The organism is Flavobacterium rhizosphaerae (assembly GCF_046000445.1).
GTDB lineage: Bacteria > Bacteroidota > Bacteroidia > Flavobacteriales > Flavobacteriaceae > Flavobacterium > Flavobacterium rhizosphaerae.
This window is the reverse complement of record NZ_JBELPZ010000002.1, coordinates 429,820-453,172: the sequence shown is the minus strand read 5'-3', so window position 1 is coordinate 453,172 and position 23,353 is coordinate 429,820. Positions and strand designations below refer to the sequence as shown.

Annotated in this window: 24 protein-coding genes; 14 read left to right on the top strand and 10 right to left on the bottom strand. The window is 37.6% G+C overall.

All coding sequences use genetic code 11. The annotated features are described in order from the left end of the window. Positions 1-183: 183 nt before the first annotated feature. Together ABS766_RS04310 and ABS766_RS04305 are read left to right on the top strand one after the other, a co-directional pair. Positions 184-1,227: an endonuclease/exonuclease/phosphatase family protein gene (locus tag ABS766_RS04310; protein ID WP_408083890.1), complete on the top strand. Its 1,044-nt coding sequence runs from the start codon at positions 184-186 to the stop codon at positions 1,225-1,227. 72 nt (positions 1,228-1,299) lie between these two features. After that, positions 1,300-1,608: a hypothetical protein gene (locus ABS766_RS04305; RefSeq protein ID WP_408083889.1), complete on the top strand. Its 309-nt coding sequence runs from the start codon at positions 1,300-1,302 to the stop codon at positions 1,606-1,608. Positions 1,609-1,653: 45 nt separating this feature from the next. On the opposite strand, the gene yajC is transcribed toward ABS766_RS04305, so the two are convergent. From yajC to ABS766_RS04285, 4 genes are all read right to left on the bottom strand, one after another. Continuing rightward, positions 1,654-1,929 (bottom strand): preprotein translocase subunit YajC, encoded by a 276-nt coding sequence (yajC, locus tag ABS766_RS04300; protein WP_408083888.1) that lies wholly within the window; start codon positions 1,927-1,929, stop codon positions 1,654-1,656. A 13-nt stretch (positions 1,930-1,942) separates the two neighbouring features. Further along, entirely contained in the window at positions 1,943-2,419 is a 477-nt protein-coding gene (locus tag ABS766_RS04295) for a DUF1573 domain-containing protein (RefSeq protein ID WP_408083887.1), read from the bottom strand. A gap of 20 nt (positions 2,420-2,439) precedes the next feature. Further along, positions 2,440-3,351 (bottom strand): transcription antitermination factor NusB, encoded by a 912-nt coding sequence (gene nusB, locus ABS766_RS04290; protein WP_408083886.1) that lies wholly within the window; start codon positions 3,349-3,351, stop codon positions 2,440-2,442. Positions 3,352-3,477: 126 nt separating this feature from the next. After that, a complete protein-coding gene (locus ABS766_RS04285; protein ID WP_408083885.1) occupies positions 3,478-4,581 on the bottom strand; it encodes a Glu/Leu/Phe/Val dehydrogenase dimerization domain-containing protein in 1,104 nt (367 codons plus the stop codon). 179 nt (positions 4,582-4,760) lie between these two features. Here ABS766_RS04285 and ABS766_RS04280 point away from each other — a divergent pair, with 179 nt between their 5' ends. Then, a complete protein-coding gene (locus ABS766_RS04280) occupies positions 4,761-6,521 on the top strand; it encodes an ABC transporter ATP-binding protein (RefSeq protein WP_408083884.1) in 1,761 nt (586 codons plus the stop codon). 71 nt (positions 6,522-6,592) lie between these two features. Further along, a complete protein-coding gene (locus tag ABS766_RS04275) occupies positions 6,593-6,967 on the top strand; it encodes a PUR family DNA/RNA-binding protein (protein WP_408083883.1) in 375 nt (124 codons plus the stop codon). Positions 6,968-7,032: 65 nt separating this feature from the next. Here ABS766_RS04275 and ABS766_RS04270 read toward each other — a convergent pair whose 3' ends face one another. Continuing rightward, on the bottom strand, positions 7,033-7,365 hold the full coding sequence (locus ABS766_RS04270) for a tRNA-binding protein (RefSeq protein WP_408083882.1): 333 nt from the start codon (positions 7,363-7,365) through the stop codon (positions 7,033-7,035). Positions 7,366-7,406: 41 nt separating this feature from the next. On the opposite strand from ABS766_RS04270, the gene ABS766_RS04265 reads away from it, so the two are divergent. Both ABS766_RS04265 and ABS766_RS04260 read left to right on the top strand, forming a co-directional pair. Beyond that, positions 7,407-7,973 carry a thioredoxin family protein gene (locus tag ABS766_RS04265; RefSeq protein WP_408083881.1) on the top strand — a complete coding sequence of 189 codons (567 nt, stop codon included), beginning with the start codon at positions 7,407-7,409 and terminating at the stop codon, positions 7,971-7,973. 72 nt (positions 7,974-8,045) lie between these two features. Then, complete coding sequence (locus ABS766_RS04260) at positions 8,046-8,978, top strand: peptidylprolyl isomerase (protein WP_408083880.1); 933 nt, start codon at positions 8,046-8,048, stop codon at positions 8,976-8,978. Between the two features lie 89 nt (positions 8,979-9,067). Here ABS766_RS04260 and ABS766_RS04255 read toward each other — a convergent pair whose 3' ends face one another. Next, positions 9,068-11,200: an RICIN domain-containing protein gene (locus tag ABS766_RS04255; protein WP_408083879.1), complete on the bottom strand. Its 2,133-nt coding sequence runs from the start codon at positions 11,198-11,200 to the stop codon at positions 9,068-9,070. A gap of 420 nt (positions 11,201-11,620) precedes the next feature. Between ABS766_RS04255 and ABS766_RS04250 the strand changes: the two genes are divergently transcribed. From ABS766_RS04250 to trmD, 3 genes are all read left to right on the top strand, one after another. Next, positions 11,621-12,175: a hypothetical protein gene (locus tag ABS766_RS04250; RefSeq protein WP_408083878.1), complete on the top strand. Its 555-nt coding sequence runs from the start codon at positions 11,621-11,623 to the stop codon at positions 12,173-12,175. Between the two features lie 20 nt (positions 12,176-12,195). Then, on the top strand, positions 12,196-12,648 hold the full coding sequence (locus ABS766_RS04245) for a DUF1569 domain-containing protein (protein WP_408083877.1): 453 nt from the start codon (positions 12,196-12,198) through the stop codon (positions 12,646-12,648). Between the two features lie 100 nt (positions 12,649-12,748). Further along, entirely contained in the window at positions 12,749-13,426 is a 678-nt protein-coding gene (trmD, locus tag ABS766_RS04240; RefSeq protein WP_408083876.1) for a tRNA (guanosine(37)-N1)-methyltransferase TrmD, read from the top strand. A 1-nt stretch (position 13,427) separates the two neighbouring features. Here the strand turns inward: trmD and ABS766_RS04235 are convergent, their stop codons facing one another. The 4 genes from ABS766_RS04235 to ABS766_RS04220 all read right to left on the bottom strand — a co-directional run bounded on the left by ABS766_RS04235 (position 13,428) and on the right by ABS766_RS04220 (position 15,950). Continuing rightward, positions 13,428-14,066 carry an endonuclease III domain-containing protein gene (locus tag ABS766_RS04235; protein ID WP_408083875.1) on the bottom strand — a complete coding sequence of 213 codons (639 nt, stop codon included), beginning with the start codon at positions 14,064-14,066 and terminating at the stop codon, positions 13,428-13,430. A gap of 47 nt (positions 14,067-14,113) precedes the next feature. Continuing rightward, positions 14,114-14,509 (bottom strand): peptide-methionine (R)-S-oxide reductase MsrB, encoded by a 396-nt coding sequence (msrB, locus tag ABS766_RS04230; RefSeq protein ID WP_408083874.1) that lies wholly within the window; start codon positions 14,507-14,509, stop codon positions 14,114-14,116. A gap of 74 nt (positions 14,510-14,583) precedes the next feature. Continuing rightward, on the bottom strand, positions 14,584-15,099 hold the full coding sequence (gene msrB / locus ABS766_RS04225; protein ID WP_408083873.1) for a peptide-methionine (R)-S-oxide reductase MsrB: 516 nt from the start codon (positions 15,097-15,099) through the stop codon (positions 14,584-14,586). Next, positions 15,096-15,950 (bottom strand): alpha/beta hydrolase, encoded by an 855-nt coding sequence (locus tag ABS766_RS04220; protein WP_408083872.1) that lies wholly within the window; start codon positions 15,948-15,950, stop codon positions 15,096-15,098. Before ABS766_RS04220 ends, msrB (ABS766_RS04225) begins: the two co-directional genes overlap by 4 nt. A 171-nt stretch (positions 15,951-16,121) precedes the next feature. On the opposite strand from ABS766_RS04220, the gene ABS766_RS04215 reads away from it, so the two are divergent. From ABS766_RS04215 to lon, 5 genes are all read left to right on the top strand, one after another. Next, the gene (locus ABS766_RS04215; RefSeq protein WP_408083871.1) at positions 16,122-16,937 is read left to right on the top strand and encodes a M48 family metallopeptidase; all 816 of its coding nucleotides are present in this window, start codon (positions 16,122-16,124) and stop codon (positions 16,935-16,937) included. A 128-nt stretch (positions 16,938-17,065) separates the two neighbouring features. Then, on the top strand, positions 17,066-18,361 hold the full coding sequence (locus ABS766_RS04210; RefSeq protein WP_408083870.1) for an MFS transporter: 1,296 nt from the start codon (positions 17,066-17,068) through the stop codon (positions 18,359-18,361). 56 nt (positions 18,362-18,417) lie between these two features. Next, positions 18,418-19,227, top strand: coding sequence for a hypothetical protein (locus ABS766_RS04205; protein WP_408083869.1), 810 nt, complete (start codon positions 18,418-18,420; stop codon positions 19,225-19,227). 98 nt (positions 19,228-19,325) lie between these two features. Next, the gene (locus ABS766_RS04200) at positions 19,326-20,615 is read left to right on the top strand and encodes a DUF6252 family protein (protein WP_408083868.1); all 1,290 of its coding nucleotides are present in this window, start codon (positions 19,326-19,328) and stop codon (positions 20,613-20,615) included. Between the two features lie 203 nt (positions 20,616-20,818). Continuing rightward, on the top strand, positions 20,819-23,269 hold the full coding sequence (gene lon, locus ABS766_RS04195; RefSeq protein WP_408083867.1) for an endopeptidase La: 2,451 nt from the start codon (positions 20,819-20,821) through the stop codon (positions 23,267-23,269). Positions 23,270-23,353 lie beyond the last annotated feature (84 nt).

Below are 23,353 nucleotides of genomic sequence, written 5' to 3'. Positions count from 1 at the left end.
GTACTGCAGTTTGTGGGAGAGTATGTCATCGCCTTCTTATATAAATCCCCTATCCTTATGGATAGGGGATTTTTTTTGTTTTATTAATTTGTGTTAATGTCAACTTAAATACTAATTGTATGTATTATCTTAATAAATATTAAATGTATATTTGATATTCATGTGCTGTAATACAATCTATTAATGGATATTTTTCTGACAATACTCGTAGTAATATCATTGTTATTTACCATACTATCTATAATCAGGAACGACAATTGGGCATTCAGAATATTTGATTATCCACGTCTGCAAAAATTTGTGTTTTCCTTTTTGTGTTTACTGTTACTTTTTATTTTTTTTAAAAATACGCTTTACTATTATATACTTATAGTTTTAGTATTAATCAACATACTGTATATAGGCTATTTAATATTTCCATTTACATTTTTTGCCAAAAAACAGGTATTAAATGCTTCATCAGTAAAAGATGAAGATACATTGTCAATAATGATTGCTAATGTGTATCAGGATAATACAAATTATTCAGGATGCTTAAATCAGATTAAATCTGCAAATCCGGATATTGTTTTATTAATTGAAACCAATAAATACTGGGAGGAGAATACTAATGAGTTAAGTGAAAATTTTGCCTATTGTAAAAAAGTTCCTCAGGAAAACACTTATGGTATGCTTTTATATTCTAAATATGAACTCTTAAATTTAGAAGTAAAATATTTAGTTGAAGATGATATACCCTCTATACATACATTTATTAAGCTTAAAAACGGTGTAGATGTGCGTTTATTCGCAGTACACCCAACACCACCTGTACCTAACGAAAATATAAGGTCTACAGAGAGGGATAAAGAGTTGCTTTTGGTTGCAGATATGGCTGAAAAATGTAAAGACCCTGTTATAGTATTTGGAGATTTAAATGATGTTGCCTGGAGTTATACCACAAAATTATTTTTGAAGATGAGTGGTCTTTTGGATCCGCGAAAGGGTAGGGGATTTTATAATTCTTTCCATGCACATTATTTTTTCATGCGTTTTCCTTTAGATCATGCTTTCATATCCAAACATTTTAAACTTGTAAGTATGAAGAGATGTAAAAATTTTAATTCTGACCATTTTCCTATCTATATAAAATTACAATATGATAAGAATGCTATTTTACAACAAGAATCCATGGAGAAAGATGCTGACGATGTAAAATTAGCCAATGAGAAAAAGAGCAAGATATAGTAATTTAATATAACATTAAGAGTAAGTAGCTTGCTGTTAAGTAACTTTGAATAATTCCTAAAAATTATGATTATGAAAAAGTTCTTATTAATAGTAGCATTAACAGGAGGCTTTTATATTTCTGAAGCTGCTGTTACATCCTGGGGCATAAATAATGAGCGTTGTATATTTATGCAGCAGGAGAAGCAATATAAAAAAATTAAAGTATCTGAGGTTTCTAAAGAAGCTATGGATAAGATAAAAGCCGGTTACGGATCTTATACTGTAAAAGAGGCTTATAAAGCAGAAGATGGCAGTTATAAGCTCGTTTTAAGTAAAGATGGAATAAATACTACAGTGACATTTACTCCTGAAGGAGAATTAATTAAGATATTAGATTAAAAAAAGCTGCCTATTGGCAGCTTTTTAAGTACTAAGACAATATTATTATTTTTTGTCGTGTAATTTTTTAGACAATTCTAATGATATTGCACTGCGTTCCATTTTTAGCCTGCCAGCCATAGTTTCTATAACTACAGTATCGTTAGCCAGTTCTGAAATGCGACCGTGTATACCACTTTTTGTAATTATTTTATCACCAACTTTAAGGGTGCTTTCAAATTCTTTTTCCTGTTTAACCCTTTTTTGCTGGGGCCTGATCATGAAAAAGTAAAAAATGATTACTAATAGAATTATCGGTAAAAACTGTTGAATATCTGCCATGTTTATAATTTAATTATTTTCCTTTTGCAACGCCTATACCGTTGTCTTTTACATCTGCAGTAAATTTAAGCATCTCAGTACCTTTTTCGGTATTAAGTGTAAGTGTTACTGTTTTTGATTGTGATCCTTTTTTCCCTGCAGTATTAAACTCTACAGTTACTTCACCTTTTTCTCCGGGTTTAACGGCATCTTTTGTAAAGCTGGGCACTGTACAGCCACAGCTTGCTTTAGCATCGCTTATAATAAGGTCTGCAGTTCCGGTATTGGTAAAAGTATAGGTATGGTTAACTTTTTCTCCCTGGTCAACCGTACCAAAATCATATTCTGTATTCTCAAATGAAATTACAGGAAGTTTTCCTGCTTCGGCATGTGCCAGTTCAGCTTTTTTTGCTGTCTGGTCATCTATACGTAAAGCTGCATTTTCTTTTTTGCAAGAAGCTGTAAGGGCTAATGAAGCTATGGCGAACATAGCTAATGATTTTTTAATCATGGTAATAATATTAATTTGTTTTACATTAAACCTCTGCCGGTTTTTACTAACTTATTATATGTTTGATAGTCTTTTACAAGGTTATCTAAAATACCGTTGATAAAAATACTACTTTTTGGCGTACTGTATTCCTTAGCAATTTCAAGATATTCGTTAATAGTAACTTTTACCGGAATTGATGGGAATTTTAAAAACTCGCAAATGGCCATTTTTAAAATGATTGTATCCACTTCGGCAATACGCTCGGTATCCCAGTTTGGTGTTTTACCAACAAATTCTTTTGAAAGCTCGGTATCGTTAAGCACTGTTTTCCTGAACAGGTTACGCACAAATTCTTTATCATCAATATCCTTAAACAACCTGGGCGCCAAGTAACTGTTGCCACTATCAACATTTAATTGTTTAAGTTGTTTATTTATAAGGGTATTAACTAAAGGTATATCATCAACCCAGGTAAGCTTATAATCTTCAAGATATTCATAAAGCTTATCATTAGGGGCAATAACCTGTGTAAAAATATTGATTATAAATTCTTTATCCTCTTCAAAAGTATTATCACGGTTGTGCATATACTCTTTATAAATATCGCTGTTTTTTACCTCATTAAGCAAAATAACAATATAATCGTCATTAAGCTTCCAGTTATTTATTTTGCGGTTTTCCAGCGCTATACTAAGGCCGTTGTTTTCTTCTAAAAGCTTTAGCGCAATATTATTTACAAATTTCAGGTTAGGATTACGTTCTTCCTGTGTTGCTAAATGCTTTTTTTGTGATTTTTCAATAAAATCGTCTTCAACATTACGCAATTCTATAAGTGCCGATAACATAACCAGATATAAGTCCTGGATATTTTCTATACTCTGAAACAGGAATTTCTCTTCCTTTTCAAGGTTATCAGAATGATTTTGATGCATGGCGTAGATAGATTGCATCACCTTTACACGAATATGTCTCCTGTTTAGCATCGCGCTTTTTTAAGAACTTTTTAAAATTAATAAGCGAAAGAAAATATTTTCTTTCGCTTAGCAAAATTAGTAATTATATTTTTTAAAGCTAATTTATTTAGCCGTTTCTTTTTTTCTTTCGTCAATACGCTTTTGTGCTATAGACATGGCCGCCTGTTGCGTAGTAATATTATTTAGCTCTGCAAGGTTAAATATCTCTAACGTAGTATTATAAATATTTTCGGTTTTCTTTAAAGCCTCGGCTTTATCATACCCCGCAATTTCAGAATACACATTTATTATACCTCCCGCATTTATTAAAAAGTCAGGGGCATAATGTATGCCTCTTTCCATAAGTATCCTGCCGTGTGTTGCCTCATTGGCAAGTTGGTTGTTAGCAGCCCCGGCAATAACTTTTACTTTAAGCTTTTGTATAGTATCATCATTAATAGTGGCTCCAAGTGCACATGGTGCATAAATATCTACATCGGCGCTGTAAATATCATCGCCTGTAAATGGTATTGCCCCATAAGTTGTAACCATTAACTGCATACGCTCTTCATTAATATCAGTAACATATACCTTGGCGTCTTCTTTGGTAAGGTAACTTATAAGTGTTTCCCCCACATGGCCTGTACCCTGTACCAAAACCGATTTACCCGCAAGGCTATCGGTACCAAAACGGTGCATCGCAGCTGCCTTCATACCCATATACACACCATAAGCAGTAACAGGCGAAGGGTTTCCGGAGCCGCCACGTGACTCAGATATTCCCGTAACATAAGGGGTAACATCACGTATAATATCCATATCTGGCGTGGTGGTACCCACATCTTCTGCAGTTATATATTTACCGCTTAGCGAGTGTATAAATTCGCCAAAACGTTTCATCATGGCAGGGGTCTTGTCAGCTTTGGCATCACCAATTATTACGGCTTTGCCACCGCCAAGGTTTAATCCGGATATTGCCGATTTGTAAGTCATGCCGCGCGAAAGCCTTAACACATCATTAAGTGCTTCCCATTCATTGGTATAGTTCCACATACGGGTACCGCCCAGGGCAGGCCCCAAAACTGTATTATGTATACCAATTATTGCTTTTAAACCAGTATCTTTGTCATGGCAAAAAACTACCTGTTCGTGGTTGTCAAAAGACGTTTGTCCGAAAAGTGGATCAGCTTTTATAAGTTCTGAGGCCTTAATTACATCGGTATACATAGTTATTAATTTTTAGAAAAGTATACAAAATTACACATTTTATTGTTATATGTTATTTTAAGGGTATTTTTTTATATTATTTTTAATTAAACACGGTGTAAATTATGAATGTATGATATTTTTAGGTTGTTTTTTTAACAATGCGCCTGATGTTTTTTTGATATTTTCTATTTTTTACTATGAAAGAACTTAAATATTTAAATAAATATTTTTATAAATATAAATTTCAGTTGCTGCTTGGTATATTCATTACCATTGGTGCACAAACATTCTCACTTTTTACCCCAAAATTAATTGGTGATAGTGTAAATGATATCCAGGTATTTTTAAAAGACCAAAATGCTACCCGCGATGTTATTGTGGAGAGCCTCAAGATGAATTTATTCTGGATAGTGGTTACTACACTGGTAGCAGGGGTGCTTACCTTTTTAATGCGCCAAACCCTTATAGTAATGTCGCGCCATATAGAGTATGACCTTAAAAACGAGATATTCAGGCATTATGAAAACCTTAGCCAGTCGTTTTACAAGCGCAACCGTACAGGAGACCTTATGAACCGTATAAGTGAAGATGTAAACCGTGTGCGCCAGTATGTTGGCCCGGCTATAATGTATTCTTCTAACACAGTTATACGTTTTGTGGTTATTATTACCCAGATGCTTATTATTTCGCCAAAGCTTACATTGTATACCTTGTTGCCATTACCCGTTTTGGCTTATAGTATTTTTTGGGTAAGTAAAGAAATTAACCGCCGTAGTACACTGGTACAGCAAAACCTAAGTTTGCTTTCCAGCTATTCACAGGAAAATTTTTCAGGTATAAGGGTTATAAAGGCCTATGCGCTGGAAGCGCTTAAACATGCCGGGTTTACAGAGCTTTCAAGGGAAAGCAAAAAGCGAAATATGGGCCTTGCCAAGGTGAGCGCTTTATTTGGCCCGTTAATGATATTGCTTATAGGTATAAGTAACCTGGTTGTTATTTATGTAGGCGGGCGCATGTATATTAATGGTGCCATACCTGATATAGGTACAATAGCCGAGTTTATACTGTATATAAATATGCTTACCTGGCCGGTAGCCTCTTTAGGGTGGATATCGAGCATGATACAGGAGGCCGAAGCATCACAAAAAAGGATTAATGAGTTTTTAAAAACTGAACCGGATATTAAAAACGAAAATTCCAACCATACTCCTGTATTGGGTACCATTACGTTTAAAGATGTATCTTTTACTTATGAAGATACCAATATAACGGCGCTTAAAAATATATCATTCACCGTTAAGAAAGGTGAAACGCTGGCAATATTGGGCCGCACCGGCTCCGGAAAAAGCACCGTACTTTCTTTAATAAGCAGGTTGTACGATCCGCAATCAGGGCAAATACTTGTAGACGGGCAGGATATAAAAGAACTTAACCTGTATGACTTGCGTAACAGTATAGGCTTTGTACCGCAAGATGCCTTTTTATTTAGTGATACTATAAAAAACAATATTAAATTTGGTAATGAAGATGCTACTGATGATGAAGTAGTAGCAGTTGCTCAAAAAGCAGTTGTACACCATAATATCGCAACTTTTACAAAACAGTATGAAACCATATTAGGTGAAAGGGGTATTACACTTTCCGGTGGGCAAAAACAGCGCGTTTCTATAGCCCGTGCTATGATAAAAGATGCCCCGGTATTGTTACTTGATGATTGTCTTTCGGCAGTAGATACAGAAACCGAAGAGGCTATTTTAAATAACCTTATGGAGTTTTGCAAAGATAAAACCACAATTATTGTAAGCCACAGGGTATCGTCAGCCAAAAATGCTGACCGTATTATTATAATGGAAGGTGGGGAAATAGTGGAGCAAGGCACTCACAATCAGCTTATAAATGAGAGTGGTTTGTATAAAGAATTGTACCTGAAACAACTTTCGGAAAAAGAATTAGGGTAAAATCTTGTATTATTTAGATTTTTTTTAGATTTTTGAGTGCTACATAAACCAAATAAAATTAACAAAGGATTATGAAAGAAAATGATATGTTGGAAAAGGAAGAAATCTTTTCTAAAGTTTTAAGGGCAGGCAGGAGAACATATTTTTTTGATGTAAGGGCCACCAAAGCTGATGATTATTATATAACCATTACAGAAAGTAAAAAATTTACTGAAGATGATGGTTCTTTTCATTTCAAAAAGCACAAAATTTACTTATACAAAGAAGATTTTGCAGCTTTCAGCGAAATTCTTGATGAAATGACAAATTTTGTGGTAGAGCACAAAGGGGAAGAAGTAATAAGCGAAAGGCACCAGAAAGACTTTAAAAAATTATTTGGTGAAAGAGGCGAAGAAGCTACAGTAACAACAGAAAGTTTTACTGATATAAGTTTTGATGATATTTAATATTAGGTAACAAACACATATAAAACTTTTTTAGGGTCCGGAAGCTAATAGTTTTTGGGCTTTTTTTATTGTATACGCAGCCCGTTCTCAACTACAGTGTCGGGCGAGAGCAAAACCACATCGCCTTCTGTACCCACTGCACCAAGTACCAGGCACTGGCTCATAAAATTGGCAATCTGCTTTTCAGGAAAATTAATTACAGCAATAACCTGCCTGCCTGTAAGCATATCTTTTGTATATCTTTTGGTTATCTGTGCCGATGATTTACGCACGCCAATTTCTTTACCAAAGTCAATAGTAAGCTGGTAAGCCGGCTTTCTCGCTTTCGGAAAATCACTCACGGCTGTTATGGTTCCCACCCTCATTTCTGTTTTTTCAAATTCTTCCCAGGTCAACATTATAATTTTATAATTAAATTTATTCACAAAAATAAACTAAAATGGCTAATACACCTTCTAATATGTTGCTGTCCCTGGGTACCCCTGCACCGCAGTTTTGGCTAAAAGATACCACTACAGGCACTATGCTATCGTTTTCTGAACTTCGTGGGCACGAAGGCACGCTGGTTATGTTTATATGCAACCACTGCCCGTTTGTACACCATGTATTGGAAGAAGTAGTAATGATTGCTAATGATTACCGTGTACAGGGCATTGGCGTTATAGCGATAAGCAGTAATGATGTTGAACGCTACCCGCAGGATGGGCCGGAACGTATGGCAGAATTTGCTTTTAAAAATAAAATAGATTTTCCATACCTGTTTGATGAAACTCAGGAAATAGCCAAAGCTTATAACGCCGCCTGCACCCCTGATTTTTATTTGTTTGATGGAGAAGATAAATTAGTATACCACGGCCAGTTGGATGATTCGCGCCCGGGGAATAATATTCCCCTTAGTGGCAGCGACCTCCGGGGAGCTATTGACAGTGTGTTGTATAACCGCAGTTTGCCAGAAAGCCAAAAACCAAGCCTTGGGTGCAGCATTAAATGGAAACAGCCTTTTTAAATTAGGTTTTTGTTAATACCTGCAAGGCAGAATAAATTTGTAACTTTGCCTTTTGAACGAAAAACAATAATAATGGAAAACGGAATTTACGCAAAATTTAATACTTCTAAAGGTACTATACTGGTTAAGCTAACGCATGATAAAACCCCGGGTACTGTGGGTAATTTTGTTGGCCTTGCCGAAGGAAATCTTGAAAATGACGCCAAACCACAAGGGAAGCCGTATTATGACGGACTTGTCTTTCACCGTGTGATACCTGATTTTATGATACAGGGCGGTTGCCCCCTTGGTAAAGGTACAGGTGGCCCCGGTTATCAGTTTGATGACGAATTTCATCCTGACTTGAAACATAGCGGCCCCGGTGTATTAAGTATGGCCAATTCAGGCCCCGGCAGTAACGGATCACAGTTTTTTATAACCCATGTTGCAACCCCATGGCTGGATAATAAACATACTGTTTTTGGTAATGTGGTTGAAGGTCAGGATGTAGTAGATGCTATTGCCCAAGGAGATAAGATTGAAAGTATTGAGATTATACGCGAAGGCGAAGAGGCTAAAAACTGGAATGCTATAGAAGCGTTCCGTACGTTTGAAGGTTCACGTGAAAAGCGCCTTGCAGAAGCTAAAAAGAAGAGTGAAGAAGCGCTTGATAAAATAGCGGCAGGTTTTGATAAAACCGAAAGTGGGTTGCGCTATAAAATAATACAGAAAGGTGCGGGTAAAAAAGCCGAAAAAGGTAAAAAAGTATCCGTACACTATAAAGGGTCTCTTGAAAACGGAGAGGTGTTTGATTCTTCATACCAACGCAAAGAGCCTATTGAATTCCCATTAGGACAGGGTTATGTTATTCAGGGTTGGGACGAAGGTATTGCCCTTTTACAGGTTGGTGATAAAGCCCGTTTTGTAATCCCTTCTGAGCTTGGTTATGGTTCACGTGGTGCAGGCGGTGTTATACCACCCGATGCTACCCTTATTTTTGATGTGGAACTTATGGATGTGAAATAAGTATTTCAACTTTAAATACTTACTATCTTATATAATAAAACCCGTTTTGTTAACTACAAAACGGGTTTTTAATTAAATATATACCGAATTTATTCTTTTAAAAGTTTTAAAGTTTTACTACTGCCTTTTTCATTTTCAAAACGCACAAAATAATATCCGGATGAAAGGTCGCTTACGTTTATTTGGTTTTGGCCTGAAGCTACATTTCCGCTACTGATTACGCTTCCGGTAAGGCTGATAACAGAATATGTACCGGCTTCTTCAACAGTAAGGTTTACGGTTTGGGTAGCCGGGTTAGGAAATATAGAGAAACTTTTAACAGTTATCTCATCAGGGTTTGCCATCATATCCGGATTAGCATAGCGTGCCGAACTTTCTACCTGGTTAAAAGACCATTGCTGGTTGTTACCACCGCCATAGGCCCATACCTGTATCAGTGCGCCATTTGCAGTAGATACATCTGTAACATCCAGCGCTTTCCCACCATATACATTTTCAATTTTATAATAACCACTACCCACACTGCTAACTATCCATTTGTAGGTATCATTGTTTGCATAGGTTTTCTGCTGCACTTTAATTCCGTCTGCTGTACTGGTACTTGCCAGGGCCAGGTACATTCCGGTTGATTTAACCCTTATATAATAATTGCCGTTGCCCGCATCTTCAAACCGCCAACGCTGGTTGTTGCCGCCACCATTTGTAATGTCCCATTGTTGTATGCTGCCACCGCTTGCAGTTGAGTTATCGGCTACATCTAAACCTTTACCGCTTAATCTCGAAATAATGTTATAATATCCCGGAAAACTACCCGCTGATCCCCCCGAAGGTGTCCATTTAAAAGTAACGGCCGATTTTCCGGGGATGGAATAAGTAAAAGCATTGGAGCCAGATACCACCTTAGTACTTGCCGTAGAAGAATTGTTATTGTAAGCCACTACTACAATGCTGCCATCACTGTTTTTAAAAGAAGAAGCCGATATATTAGCACCGCTTACACTGGTACCTATTCTTTGGGCACCGTTTTTTACAAACTTAGATATTTGCCCAATAATATAATAGCTGGTATTACGGGTATAGCTGCTACTGTTATTTACCGTTATCGCACCTTCGCAATTGCCGCAGCCACCTGCGGTATGGGGGCCGTAAGAAGTATTGGTGGCCAGGTTCCATTCAATAGCTACTTTAGACCAGTTGTTGGCGCTGCCTATCACCACATTTTGCATATGCCAGCCAAAGTCGCCCGAAAAATTGCTGGGCCCTCCAATATATTGCTCAGTAAAATAAACGTTTTTACCCGTATTGTTATGTACAGTACTCATTGCAGAAATATTTCCTGCATACAGGTGAAAAGCCGCGCCGTCTACATAGCCGCTGTTATTAAGTACATCAGTAGGGTAGGCAGTATTATCGCAATTATGGTCAAAAGCAATAATTTTAATATAACCAAAACCGGCAGCATTCATTTTTGGTCCCAGGTGGTTATTAATAAAGTCTTTCTGCTCTGACGAGTTCATAGTCATACTTGGCTCATTGTATGGGTTTTCGGGTTCATTTTGTGGTGTAATACCCCATAAATAAATGCCTTGTGCCTGCATTGCCTGAAAATATTTTACAAAATAATCGGCATAGGTGCTATAGCGGCTGGTAAGCAGGCTGCCGCCCACCCAGCCATTATTGGTTTTCATCCAGTAAGGGGCAGACCATGGGGTTGCTAGTATTTTTATATTTGGGTTTATCTGCAATATTTTTTTAAGTATCGGCACAGTATAATCCATAGTAAAACCCGCAAGGCTAAAGTTATTAAGGGCGGTATCACCATAAGTATCATCGTAGCTGTATGTATATTGGCTAAGGTCAGACGATGCTATGCTGATACGTACCACATTAGAGCTCAGCCCTGTGTTAGGGTTAAATAATTCCTGCAATAAATTATTTTGCTGTGTGGCATTAAGGCTGGATATTACCTGTGCGCTGCCATCGGTAAGGCACCAGCCAAATCCGTCCATTGTCTGGTAAGTATTGCCGGCATTAACAGTTATAGTATAAGAGCTGCTTCCGGAGTTGGGGCCAAAGCTAATATTTCCCTGTTGCTGTATAAGTGCACTTTTATCGCCTTTGGTAAGCCAGGGGGTTACAGTTTGAGCCTGTATAATTGCAGGGAGTGCCACAAAGACACATAAACAGTAAAACAGTTTTTGATAGAGGAAGTTTTTTCTCATAATGATAAAATTTAAGTGAATAATTTTTGTTTTCCTTAAAATTATATCGTTTTAATCTAAGAATAGATAAAATAGCTTTAATCAAAAACACATCAATACATTTAATTATCAAATATTCAGGGCTTAAAAACTATACGTTTGTATATAAAAATGTTAAAACTTTATTAAATAACGAAAACGTTGTAATTGTGTAATAAAGTAGATATTTTAAAAAAATTAAAAGCGACTTTCTGTTTATAACATTATTGTATAAAAGGGATAAGGCAACTATTGCCAGATAAATTTTGCGCCTTAAAAAGTGGAAAAAACGGCTCTTTTTAGCTGCCTGTATGTTAATATATGTGTTTAATGCTTATTTAAAAACCATATAGGCACATGTATTGTAAAAATCATACCTTTGTAAGCATAATAGATTAAATTATGAAATACATTATTTTCATATTAGCAATTATTGGTTTTTCAGTTAATGCCCAGCAAACTACCATGCATTGCGGGTATGATTTCACCTCTTATGTGGTGCTTGATGTGCATGAAGCCGGCAAAAAGGAGAACATAAAAAATTTGCATATTACTATTGTAGACAGCCTGGGTAATGATGTTATAAACAGCAATAACCAATACAGCTGGAAAAATGCCGATAAGCCTATGGTTTTTAATAGTAATTACAGAATAGGCGATGATGATAAAAGGTTGCCCGAAGGCGCTACCGCTACAAAAGAACGCTGGTTTTTTCCTTATTCAGGAGATACGTACCTTATTTCTGTAGCCAACAGCTTTCCGGCTGATAATTTCAGTATAAAAGTAGAAGATATAGACGGCGCTGAAAACGGGGGCAAATATAAAACGGTTATTATTCCGCTATATAGCTACAACATGTACATTTTGTGCAGCAACCAAAGCCAGCAGGCAACTATGAAGTTTGGGCGTAAAATGAACAAACCTATTGACATTGTACTGGAAAAGGAAAGTCTGTAATAAAATTTTATTGTATAGCTATGCAAAGCCTTTTTGACCCCAACGGCAACCGGATTATAATAGAACGTATAGACCAGTTAACGCCTATAGTACTTTCTCAATGGGGAAAAATGACTGTAAGCCAAATGTTGCTTCACTGCCAGATGCCTATCAAGGTGGCTTTTGGTGAAATGGAAATTAAACCCAATTGGTTCCTGAAAACTTTTTTTGGTAGAAGCTCTAAAAAAATGTTTATTGACAGCAAACCCCTGCGCCATGATTTACCCACCTCAAATGAATTTAAAATAACCCATGAGCCTGATTTTGATCAGGCTAAAGAAGAGCTCAAAGCACTGGTGAAACAATTCACTGAAAAAGGTCCTGCTGTTATAAAAATTGAAAAACACCCTTTGTTTGGTAAAATGACTATGGAAGAGTGGGATATGGCACAATACAATCACCTGGACCATCATTTAAGGCAGTTTGGAGTGTAATTTTATTACCATATCAATTTTACAATATACAATTGGCAATAAAAGATAGTGCCTATAATTGTTACATTTGCAAATTGAATGACCTGATCAAATTAAAATTATGCGCATTGATATAATTACCGTATTGCCAGAATTGCTGCGAAGTCCTTTTGAAGCCTCTATTCTTAAACGTGCTATTGATAAGGGCATTGTAGAGGTACATGTGCATAACCTGCGCGAATACAGTACTAATAAACATAAAAATGTAGACGATTACCAGTTTGGTGGAGGGGCAGGTATGGTAATGATGGTAGAACCTATTGACCTTTGCATTACTAAACTGAAAGCCGAGCGGGAATATGACGAGGTGATTTACATGACCCCCGATGGCGAAACACTTAACCAGGGCATGGCTAACCAAATGTCTTTACTTAAAAATATTATTATTTTATGTGGGCATTATAAAGGGGTAGACCAGCGTGTGCGGGACCATTTTATAACTAAAGAAATTTCGATAGGCGATTTTGTCCTCTCAGGAGGTGAGCTTGCAGCGGCGGTGGTAGCCGATGCAGTAATACGGTTGATACCCGGGGTTTTAAGTAATGAAACCTCCGCACTTACTGATAGTTTTCAGGATAACTTACTGGCGCCACCTGTTTATACCCGCCCAGCAGAATATAAGGGTTGGAAGGTTCCTGAAGTTTTGCTTAGTGGGCACGCAGCCAATATTGATAAATGGCGTGAAGACCAAGCCTTGCAACATACTCAAAGCCGAAGGCCCGATTTACTTGAAGAATAAATTATTTTTTAGCCAGACAATATTCGCAAACCTCTGCCACTATACATTCATTGTGTTTGGGGTTTGTGGGGCGGCATACTTCCCGGCCTAAAAAAGACATGGCCATGCCAATTTCTCCCCACATACTTTTGGGCAGGGCATCCATAAGTTCTTTTTCTATCTTATCGGCATTTTTGCCTTTGGCAATGCCCAGTCGGGGCGCTACACGCACCACATGCAGGTCTACCATTATACCTTCGGATTCGGCGCCGGCTTCACGTTTAATAACATTGGCCGATTTTCTTCCCACCCCTTTCAGCGCGGTAAGCTCTTTCATGGTAGTGGGTATATTTTTATCCTCTTTTACCTCAGAGGCAATATCCTGCAGCCATTTAATTTTATTGGTATGAAAACGTACTTCAGAAAGCACCTCGGTTAGCTCTGCCGTATTGGCTTTGGCAAGCGCTTTCATATCAGGATATTTTTTAAAAAATTCCGGGGCAATTTTATTTATGTGTGCATCGCTGTCCTGCGCGCTAAGCACTACCATAACCAAAAGTTGATATAAATTTTTATAATCCAGCGGGTGCTGCCTGCCTTTATACTTTTGTATTAATGGCTTTAAAGCCTTTGGCCAGTCGGTTTGCATAAATAAATCCATTTGTATAAAGTTAGTAAAAAATAAAAGCCGGTCAATACCGGCCTTGCTTAATCTTCTTTTAAATCTATAGAAAGAGAGTTCACACAATAGCGTTGCCCGGTTTCAGTGGGGCCATCATCAAACACATGGCCAAGGTGGCTGCCGCAATTGGCACACACTATTTCGGTACGTTTCATACCGAATGAATTGTCCTGTATGTATTCTACCTTACCCGGTATAGAGTCATCAAAAGAAGGCCATCCGCAGCTCGATTCAAATTTCGAATCACTTTCAAATAACGCCTCACCACAAGCACCGCAGCAGTAAGTACCTTTCTCAAAAGTAAGGTTATATTTACCCGAATGGGGAAACTCAGTGCCTTTGTCGCGTAAAATTTTATAACGCTCTGCCCCCAGTTGCTGTTTCCATTCAGCCTCACTTTTTTGTATATTATAATCTTTCATTATTTATATTCATTCCGTTAAACAAAATTAAATTTTAAAATACAACATAACAAGCTATGTTGGCATTATTGCTATTACTTTTTAGCGGGTATAAACTCTATAGAAACCGAGTTGGTGCAAAAACGTTCGCCGGTAGTATCTTTAGGGCCGTCATCAAATACATGGCCCAAATGGCCGCCGCAGCGCGCACACATTACTTCGGTGCGATCCATGCCATAACTGGTATCATGCTTATAAATTACAGAGCCTTTAATAGCCTGGTCAAAAGAGGGCCAGCCGCACTCTGAATCAAATTTAGCATCAGATGTAAAAAGCGGGTTACCGCAGGCAGCGCATACATATACCCCTTTTTCAAAATGCTTGTAATATTCCCCTGTAAAAGGGCGCTCGGTAGCTTTGTTACGCAACACATCAAACTGTTCCTGCGTAAGGTCGGCCTTCCATTCTGATTCTGTTTTGGTTACCTCAAAAGAGCCCTCCTTCTTTTTAGACTCGGTTTTAGGAGCTTCTTTTTTAATGTCTTTTTTCTTTTCCTGGCCCTGGCACGCAGTCAGCGAAAGCAGGAGTGCAATCATTATTACATATTTCATATTTCTAAAAATGCTGTTATTTTATTAATTACGGCTTTATCGCCCAAAATTTTACGGTGGCCCAGTCCCTGTGTTATATATAATTCGGCATCGGCAAGGTTACTGTATATATTATGGGCGGCACTTACAGGTACATCATGGTCATCTTCATCATGTAGTACCAGCACAGGTATGTTAACCTGCTTTACTGCCATATACGCAGAATATTCATTAAGGGGTTCATTAAATTTTTTCTGGAACTGTTGCCTTACCTTATTGGTGGTGGCAATTTTCATGCCTAATTTTCCGGTAAAGGCGGTTATAATATCATCAATTATATCCCCGCTGCCAATAGTAACAATTTTTTTAACTGATAGCCCCTTTCGCACAGCATTTAGAACAGCCATAGCACCAAGCGAATGCCCAATGGCAAACTCAAAAGGGCCATATTGCTGCTGTAGCTGCAATATGCAGCCTATAAACTCAGTCATATCACTGGTTTTTCCTTCAGATTTTCCATGAGCCGGGGCATCAAAGCTAATAGTGCTGTAACCAGCTTTAATTAGTTTATCGGCAATAGAATGTAATTGTGTACCACGTCCGCTCCAGCCATGTACCAATAATACCTTACGCGCACCGGTGCCGTAGTGGTATACGCAAATAGTTTTATTAAGTGGGGTTATAGTAATGTGTTCCTGCTGCGTGTTTTTATCCATATTTTCTTCCCGTTTTGGGAGCTTATATTTAATGGGAGTCATAAAAAGTTTTATAGCAAACTTAGCGGCTAATTTTGGCGATAATGCTTCTAAAATAACAGAAGCTGTTTTTATTGACTTTGGTATAGAAACCGGGCTTTGTTTAGAGGAGCTCATTACAGAAAATATTTTTATTAAAGATACTCATAAGTTATATTACAATGCACGCATACTTTAATAACGGAGCAAAATGTATTATTTACAATACTTTAACTTTTGTAAGATTTTTTTCGGAAATTATTATAAATTAATTTCATTAATTTTGACAAAGATTTAAATAGCCAAGAAATGAAAAAAAGTATGTTTGCCCTTTCGGGATTTTTATTTATGATGGTAATGGCCTGTAGCACAAACCCGTTTACAGGTAAAAGTTCTCTTAATTTTGTATCAAACAGTCAAATTTTTCCTACTGCTTTTGCCGAGTATGATCAATTTTTGAAAGAGAATCAGGTAATAACAGGTACGGCCCAGGCGCAAATGGTGAATACCGTTGGACAGAAAATTAAAAATGCCGCAGAAACATACCTTAAATCTATAGGGCAGTCAGAATATTTAAATGGCTACCAATGGGAATACCACCTGGTAAAAAATGATGAAGTAAATGCCTGGTGTATGCCCGGTGGAAAAATAGTAGTGTATAGTGGTATCTTACCTATAACTAAAGACGAGGCAGGGCTGGCTACAGTATTAGGTCACGAGGTAGCACATGCTTTATTAAACCATGGAGCGCAACGTATGAGCGCCGATGTTATAAACCAACTTGCTGCTACAGGTGTTGCTGCAGCTACTGCAAATAAAAGCCAGACAACACAACAATTAGTAATGCAGGCATATGGGTTAGGTTCTACTTATGGCGCTATATTGCCATTTAGCCGTAGCCACGAAAATGAAGCCGATGAGGTTGGGCTAACTTTAATGGCAATAGCAGGGTATAACCCTGATAAGGCACTGGAGTTTTGGCAGCGTATGGATGCTAATAGTGGTGGTAGCGCACCACCTGAATTTTTAAGCACACACCCAAGCAATAATACACGTATCAGCAATATACAAAAAGAAATACCCAAGGCTAAGGCTACAGCAGCAAAATTTGGGAAATCATATTAAAATTAAAATGCCAGAAACTAGTAGAGGCTGCCTTAACAGGCAGCTTTTTTTATAGTGCATACTTAATATATGTGTTACGGATTTTTCAAAAAAAATGCATTAGATTTGAAAAATCAAACCAATGTAATATGACACAATTAGAAAAGGGTAGCAAAAAGCTGCTTAATGCATGGGCTTTTTATGACTGGTCTAACTCAGTATACAGTCTTGTTATAGCTTCGGCGGTATTTCCTATCTTTTATAATTTTATTTACCCAAAAGGTAGTGTTATCACTGCTTTTGGTGCCGAAATGAAGAGCACGGCACTAATGAGTTTTACTACAGCTTTTGCTTTTTTAATTGTCGCTTTTATATCTCCTTTACTTTCGGGCATTGCCGATTATTCCGGTAATAAGAAATCATTTCTTAAAGCATTTTGTTACCTGGGCGCCATATCTTGTATCGGGCTGTATTGGTTTGATAGCGCCCATTTATATTTCAGCCTGGTTTGTTACCTCTTTGGCCTTATAGGTTTTTGGGGCAGCCTGGTGTTTTATAACTCTTATCTGCCGGATATTGCCTATGCAGAACAACAGGATGCAGTAAGTGCCAAAGGATATTCAATGGGGTATATAGGTAGTGTAATATTATTGGTTTTCAACCTTTCTATGATCATGTTTCCGGATATTTTTCATTTAAAAGATGGGATTCAGGCCATGCGTATTTCATTTATTTCGGTAGGAGTGTGGTGGATAGTATTTAGCCAGTATACCTATTACTACCTGCCAAAGGGAAACAGAGGCGGCAATAAAGTTACTACCCATGTATTGCTTAATGGTTTTAGGGAGTTGCAAAAAGTATGGGCTCAGCTAAAAATGAATATTACCTTAAAAAGGTACTTGGGAGCCTTTTTTGTATATAGTATGGCAGTACAAACCGTAATGCTGGCTGCTACGTATTTTGGTGCGGAAGAAATTGCCTGGCCCGATGAAGATGCTAAAAGCATGGGGCTTATTATTAGTATACTGCTAATACAGCTTATAGCAGTAGCAGGTGCATTGTTAACATCGTTATTATCAAAAAAAATAGGCAATATAAAAGCACTTATAGTTATTAACTTTATATGGGCGATAATATGTGTATGCGCCTTTTTTGTTACATTACCACTTCACTTTTATATAACGGCTGGTTTTGTAGGGCTGGTTATGGGCGGTATACAGTCACTTTCGCGAAGTACTTACTCCAAGTTTTTGCCACAAACAACCGATACGGCATCTTTTTTTAGTTTTTTTGATGTTACCGAAAAAATAGGTATTGTAATTGGCATGCTGTTATATGGGGCAGTAGACCAGATTTTTGGGAGTATGCGCTATTCTGTAGTGTTTTTAACCATATTTTTTGTGATAGGTATAGGTCTTTTAACACGCATACAAAAAAAAGATTAGGATTTTGATAAAAAATATTTAAATTTGGCAACAATCAATATTTAATACCTTTAGCTATGCGAAAAACTTTACTGGTAAAAGCATTTGTTGCTTTGTTTTTTATAAGCCTTGCTTCCTGTGATACTGAGCCGGTTGACCCCGTACTTAATGATTATGATGATAGCGCAGAAAATCCTGGTGAAGGATCTTCTGACGTTGACGATAATGATGGTGACAGTGGCAGTTCGGAAGGAGATTATTGGCCTATGGCTATAAATAATGAGTGGGTGTTTGAAAGTACGGCTCAGGAAAATGTACAGCCCATGAAGATTATAGGTACCGAAGTTATAGGCGGAAAAACCTATTACCGTGTTGATGACTATTTTTCTGTAGCAGGTACCGACGAGTATACTGAGTTTACAGGAACAACAACAGTATACTTACGTAAGGAAGGGGGCAGTTACTACCAGAGAATTAGTGTGAGTGTGCCTGATGCAGAAGGTATGAGTACAACTGTTACCCCATATGAATATATTTGTTTTAAAGACAATCTTGAGGTAAATGAAGGCTGGACAGATACAGCAACACAAACATCTACGTATACAATGGATGGAGGCGATTTTGATTTTCCTGCAATCGAAATTGATTTAAACCTTAGTTTTCAGGGAGTTATTTTAGAAAAAGGAATAACACTTACGGTAAACGGTGTTACGTACCAAAATGTAATAAAAGAAAAGCTTATACAAACCATAACAATGCAAGGCATGTCTGCGGGTAGTATAACTACTTATATTTGGTTTGCCAAAGATGTTGGGCCTATAAAATCGGAAACTAATGAGGATAGTTATGATGCTACGGTAACCCTTACATCATATACTCTAAATTAAAAAAACAGTGTTAAAATACTTATAAAGCCACTTCGAGTGGCTTTTTTTATTGATTTTTGCCTTAATTCAGCTATTTTTGATAAAAATTAATGATTACTATGAAGAAATTAAAATTAATTTATCCGTTATATTTTTTAATAGCGGTGTTTGTTTTTGCTGGGTGCGATACCGAACCCATTGATCCTGTACTTAATGATTATGTACCAGTAGAAGATGGAGATGCTATGTTTGAGGTAGACTTTAGCGGGCAAACTTATGAAGCTACTGCTACTACCGTAACTATGGAGGAAGGTACAACCACAATTACAGCAGTTAGAAATACTGATGGCGCTGTTTTTTCAATTGTAATACCCGGTACTGCACCCGGTACTTATGCCACTTCTATAATTAGCTATACACCTACAAGCGAATCGCAAAACCACTATATAAATGTTACCGATACCGGCATGTCAGGTTCGGTTACTATAAATACCATTAATACAGTTAACCATACTATTAGCGGTACTTTTAGTTTCACAGGATATTGGTCAGATCCTTCAGCAAACTTGCCTACTATACAATTTACCAATGGTAAATTTACCAGTTTACCGTATACTTCTGATACAGAACCGGACCCGGATCCGGAAACAGGAACACCATTATTTAAGGTAATGATTGATGGTGAAGAATATATTGCAGATAATTATGCAGCCACTGTTGGTAATGGGCTTATTACAATATCAGGAGAAAGGGGCACTGCAGGAGAATATGTTGGTCTGGCAATAGACGGCACAACCGAAGGAACGTATACTGCCGAAGCACTGTTTTTAGCTTATTCACCCGATGGGGGTGAAGATAATGTATATCTTAATATTGATTTTGAAAGCGGAAATAGTACGGGTGAAGTTGTTATAACCAATATAAACCAGTTAAATCATACCATATCGGGTACATTTAGTTTTGTGGGTGTGCTTGAAAACGGAGATTCTAAAACCTTTACACAGGGTGAGTTTACCAATATACCTTATACAACTGGTGTTTCAATGGATGATAGCGAATTTAAAGCTACTGTAGATGGTGTGGCTGTTGATTATGTGGATGATTTGGTTGTAGGCTATGCTAATGACGATATAACTATTAATGGTATAGGGGCAGATCACACTATAACTTTGTTTATTGATGGTTCCCTTGGCCTCGGGTCTTATCCTATTACAGATAGCCCTACTGCTACAGCAAAAGGCACTTATGAGGATGAGAATGGAAATCAATATGATGCCCAGGAAGGTACATTAATAATTACTAATATTTCTGATGGCTGGATAACCGGTACTTTTGAATTTACAATAGAAAATGAGTCAGGCACCGTAATTCATGAAATTACAAACGGTACTTTTCATGTGGAGCAATAATAACACACTTTTAGTCTAAAGTATATATAAATCCGTCCAGATAAAGGGCGGATTTTTTTATGGCACAGTCATTGCCCTGTACACATAGATTTACAATAAATACAGATGCTAATTACTGATATACAGTAGTAAATATAGAGGTTTATATGTAAAGCCTTATTTTGCTATACGTGTAGCAATGACAAAATGACTTTAAATTAACTATGTCTAAACAAAGAATTTTAAATATTGACAGTTTGTCACTTCAGGAACTGGATACTGATGCAGAACTAATTCCGCTAATGACCCCTGAAGATGAACAGGAAATGAATAACGAAATACTGCCCGAAGAGCTTCCTATATTGCCATTACGCAACATGGTGTTGTTTCCCGGGGTGGTTATCCCTATTACGGCAGGCAGGGATAAATCTATAAAACTCATTAATGATGCCAACAGCGGCAATAAAATTATAGGTGTAGTAGCCCAAAAAGACGAAAGTGTAGAAGAGCCTTCGGCAGATGATATTCACAGTGTTGGTACAGTAGCGCGTATTTTACGCGTATTAAAAATGCCCGATGGTAATACTACAGTTATAATTCAGGGTAAAAAGCGGTTTGAAATAGATACTATTACTACAGAACTTCCCTATTTTAAAGCAAATATAAAAGAGGTAAATGAGGTAAAGCCGCAAGAGCCGGACGTGGAGTTTACTACTATTATAGATTCTATAAAAGAGCTTGCCATACAAATTATTAAGGAAAGCCCTAACATTCCTACCGAAGCTACATTTGCCATTAAGAATATAGAGAGCAATTCATTTCTTATAAATTTTGTTTCCTCTAACATGAACCTCACGGTAAATGAAAAACAGGATTTATTGGCAATGAGCGCCCTCAAAGACAGGGCACTGCAAACGCTGCGGCACATGAATATGGAATTGCAAAAGCTGGAACTTAAAAATGATATCCAGAGTAAAGTGCGCTTTGACCTGGACCAGCAGCAGCGTGAATACTTCCTGCACCAGCAAATGAAAACCATACAGGAAGAGCTTGGTGGCGTAAGCCATGACCAGGAAATTGAGGAAATGCGTAAAAAGGCTAAATCCAAAAAATGGAATGATAAAACCAGGTCGCATTTTGAAAGGGAGATTTCCAAGTTGCAGCGCTTAAACCCACAGGCAGCTGAGTATGGTATACAACGCAATTATATAGAACTTATGCTGGATTTGCCCTGGGATAAATTCAGTACAGATAAATTTGACCTTAAACGGGCTGAAAAAGTGCTACACAGAGACCATTACGGGCTTGATGATGTAAAGCAGCGCATTATAGAATATCTCGCGGTGTTAAAACTGCGTAACGATATGAAATCGCCTATATTATGCCTGTACGGTCCTCCGGGTGTAGGAAAAACCTCTATCGGTAAATCGGTAGCAGAGGCTTTAGGAAGGGAATATATACGTATTTCTCTTGGTGGTTTACGCGATGAGGCCGAAATACGCGGGCACCGTAAAACGTACATTGGCGCTATGCCGGGCCGCATTATACAGAGCTTAAAAAAGGCTGGTACCTCTAACCCGGTATTTGTGTTGGACGAAATTGATAAATTGAGCAGCGGCTACCAGGGAGATCCTTCTTCGGCGTTGCTTGAAGTGCTGGACCCTGAGCAAAACTCAGATTTTTATGATAACTTCCTTGAAATTGGTTATGACCTTAGTAAGGTAATGTTTATTGCCACTTCTAATAACATGTCCACCATACAGCCCGCCCTGCGCGACAGGATGGAGGTTATAAACATGACGGGGTATACTATTGAGGAAAAAGTAGAAATAGCCAAAAAACACCTGTTACCAAAGCAAATAAAAGAGCACGGTTTAAATAATAAAGATGTTTCGGTAGGAAGAAAACAGCTTGAAGCAATAGTTACAGGATACACCCGCGAATCTGGGGTGCGCGGTCTTGAAAAACAACTTGCAAAGCTGGTGCGTAATATCGCCAAATCCATTGCTATGGATGAGGAGTATAATGTAAAAGTAACTGATGAAGACATTTCAAAAATACTCGGAGCCCCTAAACTGGAGCGTGATAAATATGAAAACAATGATGTAGCTGGCGTAGTAACAGGCTTGGCGTGGACAAGCGTAGGCGGAGATATTTTGTATATTGAGTCCATACTTTCTAAAGGTAAAGGGCTGCTCACCATGACCGGTAACTTGGGTACTGTAATGAAAGAATCGGCTACCCTGGCGTTAGAATATATTAAGGCAAATGCAGAAGATTTAGGCATTAGTCCCGAAGTTATTGCTAATTATAACGTACACGTACACGTGCCTGAGGGCGCTACCCCAAAAGACGGGCCAAGTGCGGGGATTGCCATGTTAACATCGTTAGTATCTTCGTTTACACAGAAAAAAGTAAAAAAACACCTTGCCATGACGGGAGAAATAACCCTGAGGGGACGTGTATTGCCTGTGGGTGGTATTAAAGAAAAAATACTGGCAGCCAAAAGGGCTAATATTAAAGAAATTATACTTTGTGAAGAAAACAAACGCGATGTAGATGAAATAAACCAGGAATATCTTAAAGGGGTAACCTTTCATTATGTAAAAGAAATGCGGGAAGTATTGCAATATGCCATAACAGGGCAAAAGTCAAAAAATGCAAAAGTTCTGTAAAAACCATCGTTTCATAATATTTAAAACGGCTAATATTTTATTGGCCGTTTTTTTTGTTTAAAAAATAATATCTTCGCATCTGCG

Excerpts from the sequence above, each read along its gene's own strand:
- ABS766_RS04310 (WP_408083890.1), top strand. The coding sequence starts at position 184 with ATGGATATTTTTCTGACAATACTCGTAGTAATATCATTGTTATTTACC.
- ABS766_RS04305 (WP_408083889.1), top strand. The coding sequence starts at position 1,300 with ATGAAAAAGTTCTTATTAATAGTAGCATTAACAGGAGGCTTTTATATT.
- yajC (WP_408083888.1), bottom strand. The coding sequence starts at position 1,929 with ATGGCAGATATTCAACAGTTTTTACCGATAATTCTATTAGTAATCATT.
- ABS766_RS04295 (WP_408083887.1), bottom strand. The coding sequence starts at position 2,419 with ATGATTAAAAAATCATTAGCTATGTTCGCCATAGCTTCATTAGCCCTT.
- nusB (WP_408083886.1), bottom strand. The coding sequence starts at position 3,351 with ATGCAATCTATCTACGCCATGCATCAAAATCATTCTGATAACCTTGAA.
- ABS766_RS04285 (WP_408083885.1), bottom strand. The coding sequence starts at position 4,581 with ATGTATACCGATGTAATTAAGGCCTCAGAACTTATAAAAGCTGATCCA.
- ABS766_RS04280 (WP_408083884.1), top strand. The coding sequence starts at position 4,761 with ATGAAAGAACTTAAATATTTAAATAAATATTTTTATAAATATAAATTT.
- ABS766_RS04275 (WP_408083883.1), top strand. The coding sequence starts at position 6,593 with ATGAAAGAAAATGATATGTTGGAAAAGGAAGAAATCTTTTCTAAAGTT.
- ABS766_RS04270 (WP_408083882.1), bottom strand. The coding sequence starts at position 7,365 with ATGTTGACCTGGGAAGAATTTGAAAAAACAGAAATGAGGGTGGGAACC.
- ABS766_RS04265 (WP_408083881.1), top strand. The coding sequence starts at position 7,407 with ATGGCTAATACACCTTCTAATATGTTGCTGTCCCTGGGTACCCCTGCA.
- ABS766_RS04260 (WP_408083880.1), top strand. The coding sequence starts at position 8,046 with ATGGAAAACGGAATTTACGCAAAATTTAATACTTCTAAAGGTACTATA.
- ABS766_RS04255 (WP_408083879.1), bottom strand. The coding sequence starts at position 11,200 with ATGAGAAAAAACTTCCTCTATCAAAAACTGTTTTACTGTTTATGTGTC.
- ABS766_RS04250 (WP_408083878.1), top strand. The coding sequence starts at position 11,621 with ATGAAATACATTATTTTCATATTAGCAATTATTGGTTTTTCAGTTAAT.
- ABS766_RS04245 (WP_408083877.1), top strand. The coding sequence starts at position 12,196 with ATGCAAAGCCTTTTTGACCCCAACGGCAACCGGATTATAATAGAACGT.
- trmD (WP_408083876.1), top strand. The coding sequence starts at position 12,749 with ATGCGCATTGATATAATTACCGTATTGCCAGAATTGCTGCGAAGTCCT.
- ABS766_RS04235 (WP_408083875.1), bottom strand. The coding sequence starts at position 14,066 with ATGGATTTATTTATGCAAACCGACTGGCCAAAGGCTTTAAAGCCATTA.
- msrB (WP_408083874.1), bottom strand. The coding sequence starts at position 14,509 with ATGAAAGATTATAATATACAAAAAAGTGAGGCTGAATGGAAACAGCAA.
- msrB (WP_408083873.1), bottom strand. The coding sequence starts at position 15,099 with ATGAAATATGTAATAATGATTGCACTCCTGCTTTCGCTGACTGCGTGC.
- ABS766_RS04220 (WP_408083872.1), bottom strand. The coding sequence starts at position 15,950 with ATGAGCTCCTCTAAACAAAGCCCGGTTTCTATACCAAAGTCAATAAAA.
- ABS766_RS04215 (WP_408083871.1), top strand. The coding sequence starts at position 16,122 with ATGAAAAAAAGTATGTTTGCCCTTTCGGGATTTTTATTTATGATGGTA.
- ABS766_RS04210 (WP_408083870.1), top strand. The coding sequence starts at position 17,066 with ATGACACAATTAGAAAAGGGTAGCAAAAAGCTGCTTAATGCATGGGCT.
- ABS766_RS04205 (WP_408083869.1), top strand. The coding sequence starts at position 18,418 with ATGCGAAAAACTTTACTGGTAAAAGCATTTGTTGCTTTGTTTTTTATA.
- ABS766_RS04200 (WP_408083868.1), top strand. The coding sequence starts at position 19,326 with ATGAAGAAATTAAAATTAATTTATCCGTTATATTTTTTAATAGCGGTG.
- lon (WP_408083867.1), top strand. The coding sequence starts at position 20,819 with ATGTCTAAACAAAGAATTTTAAATATTGACAGTTTGTCACTTCAGGAA.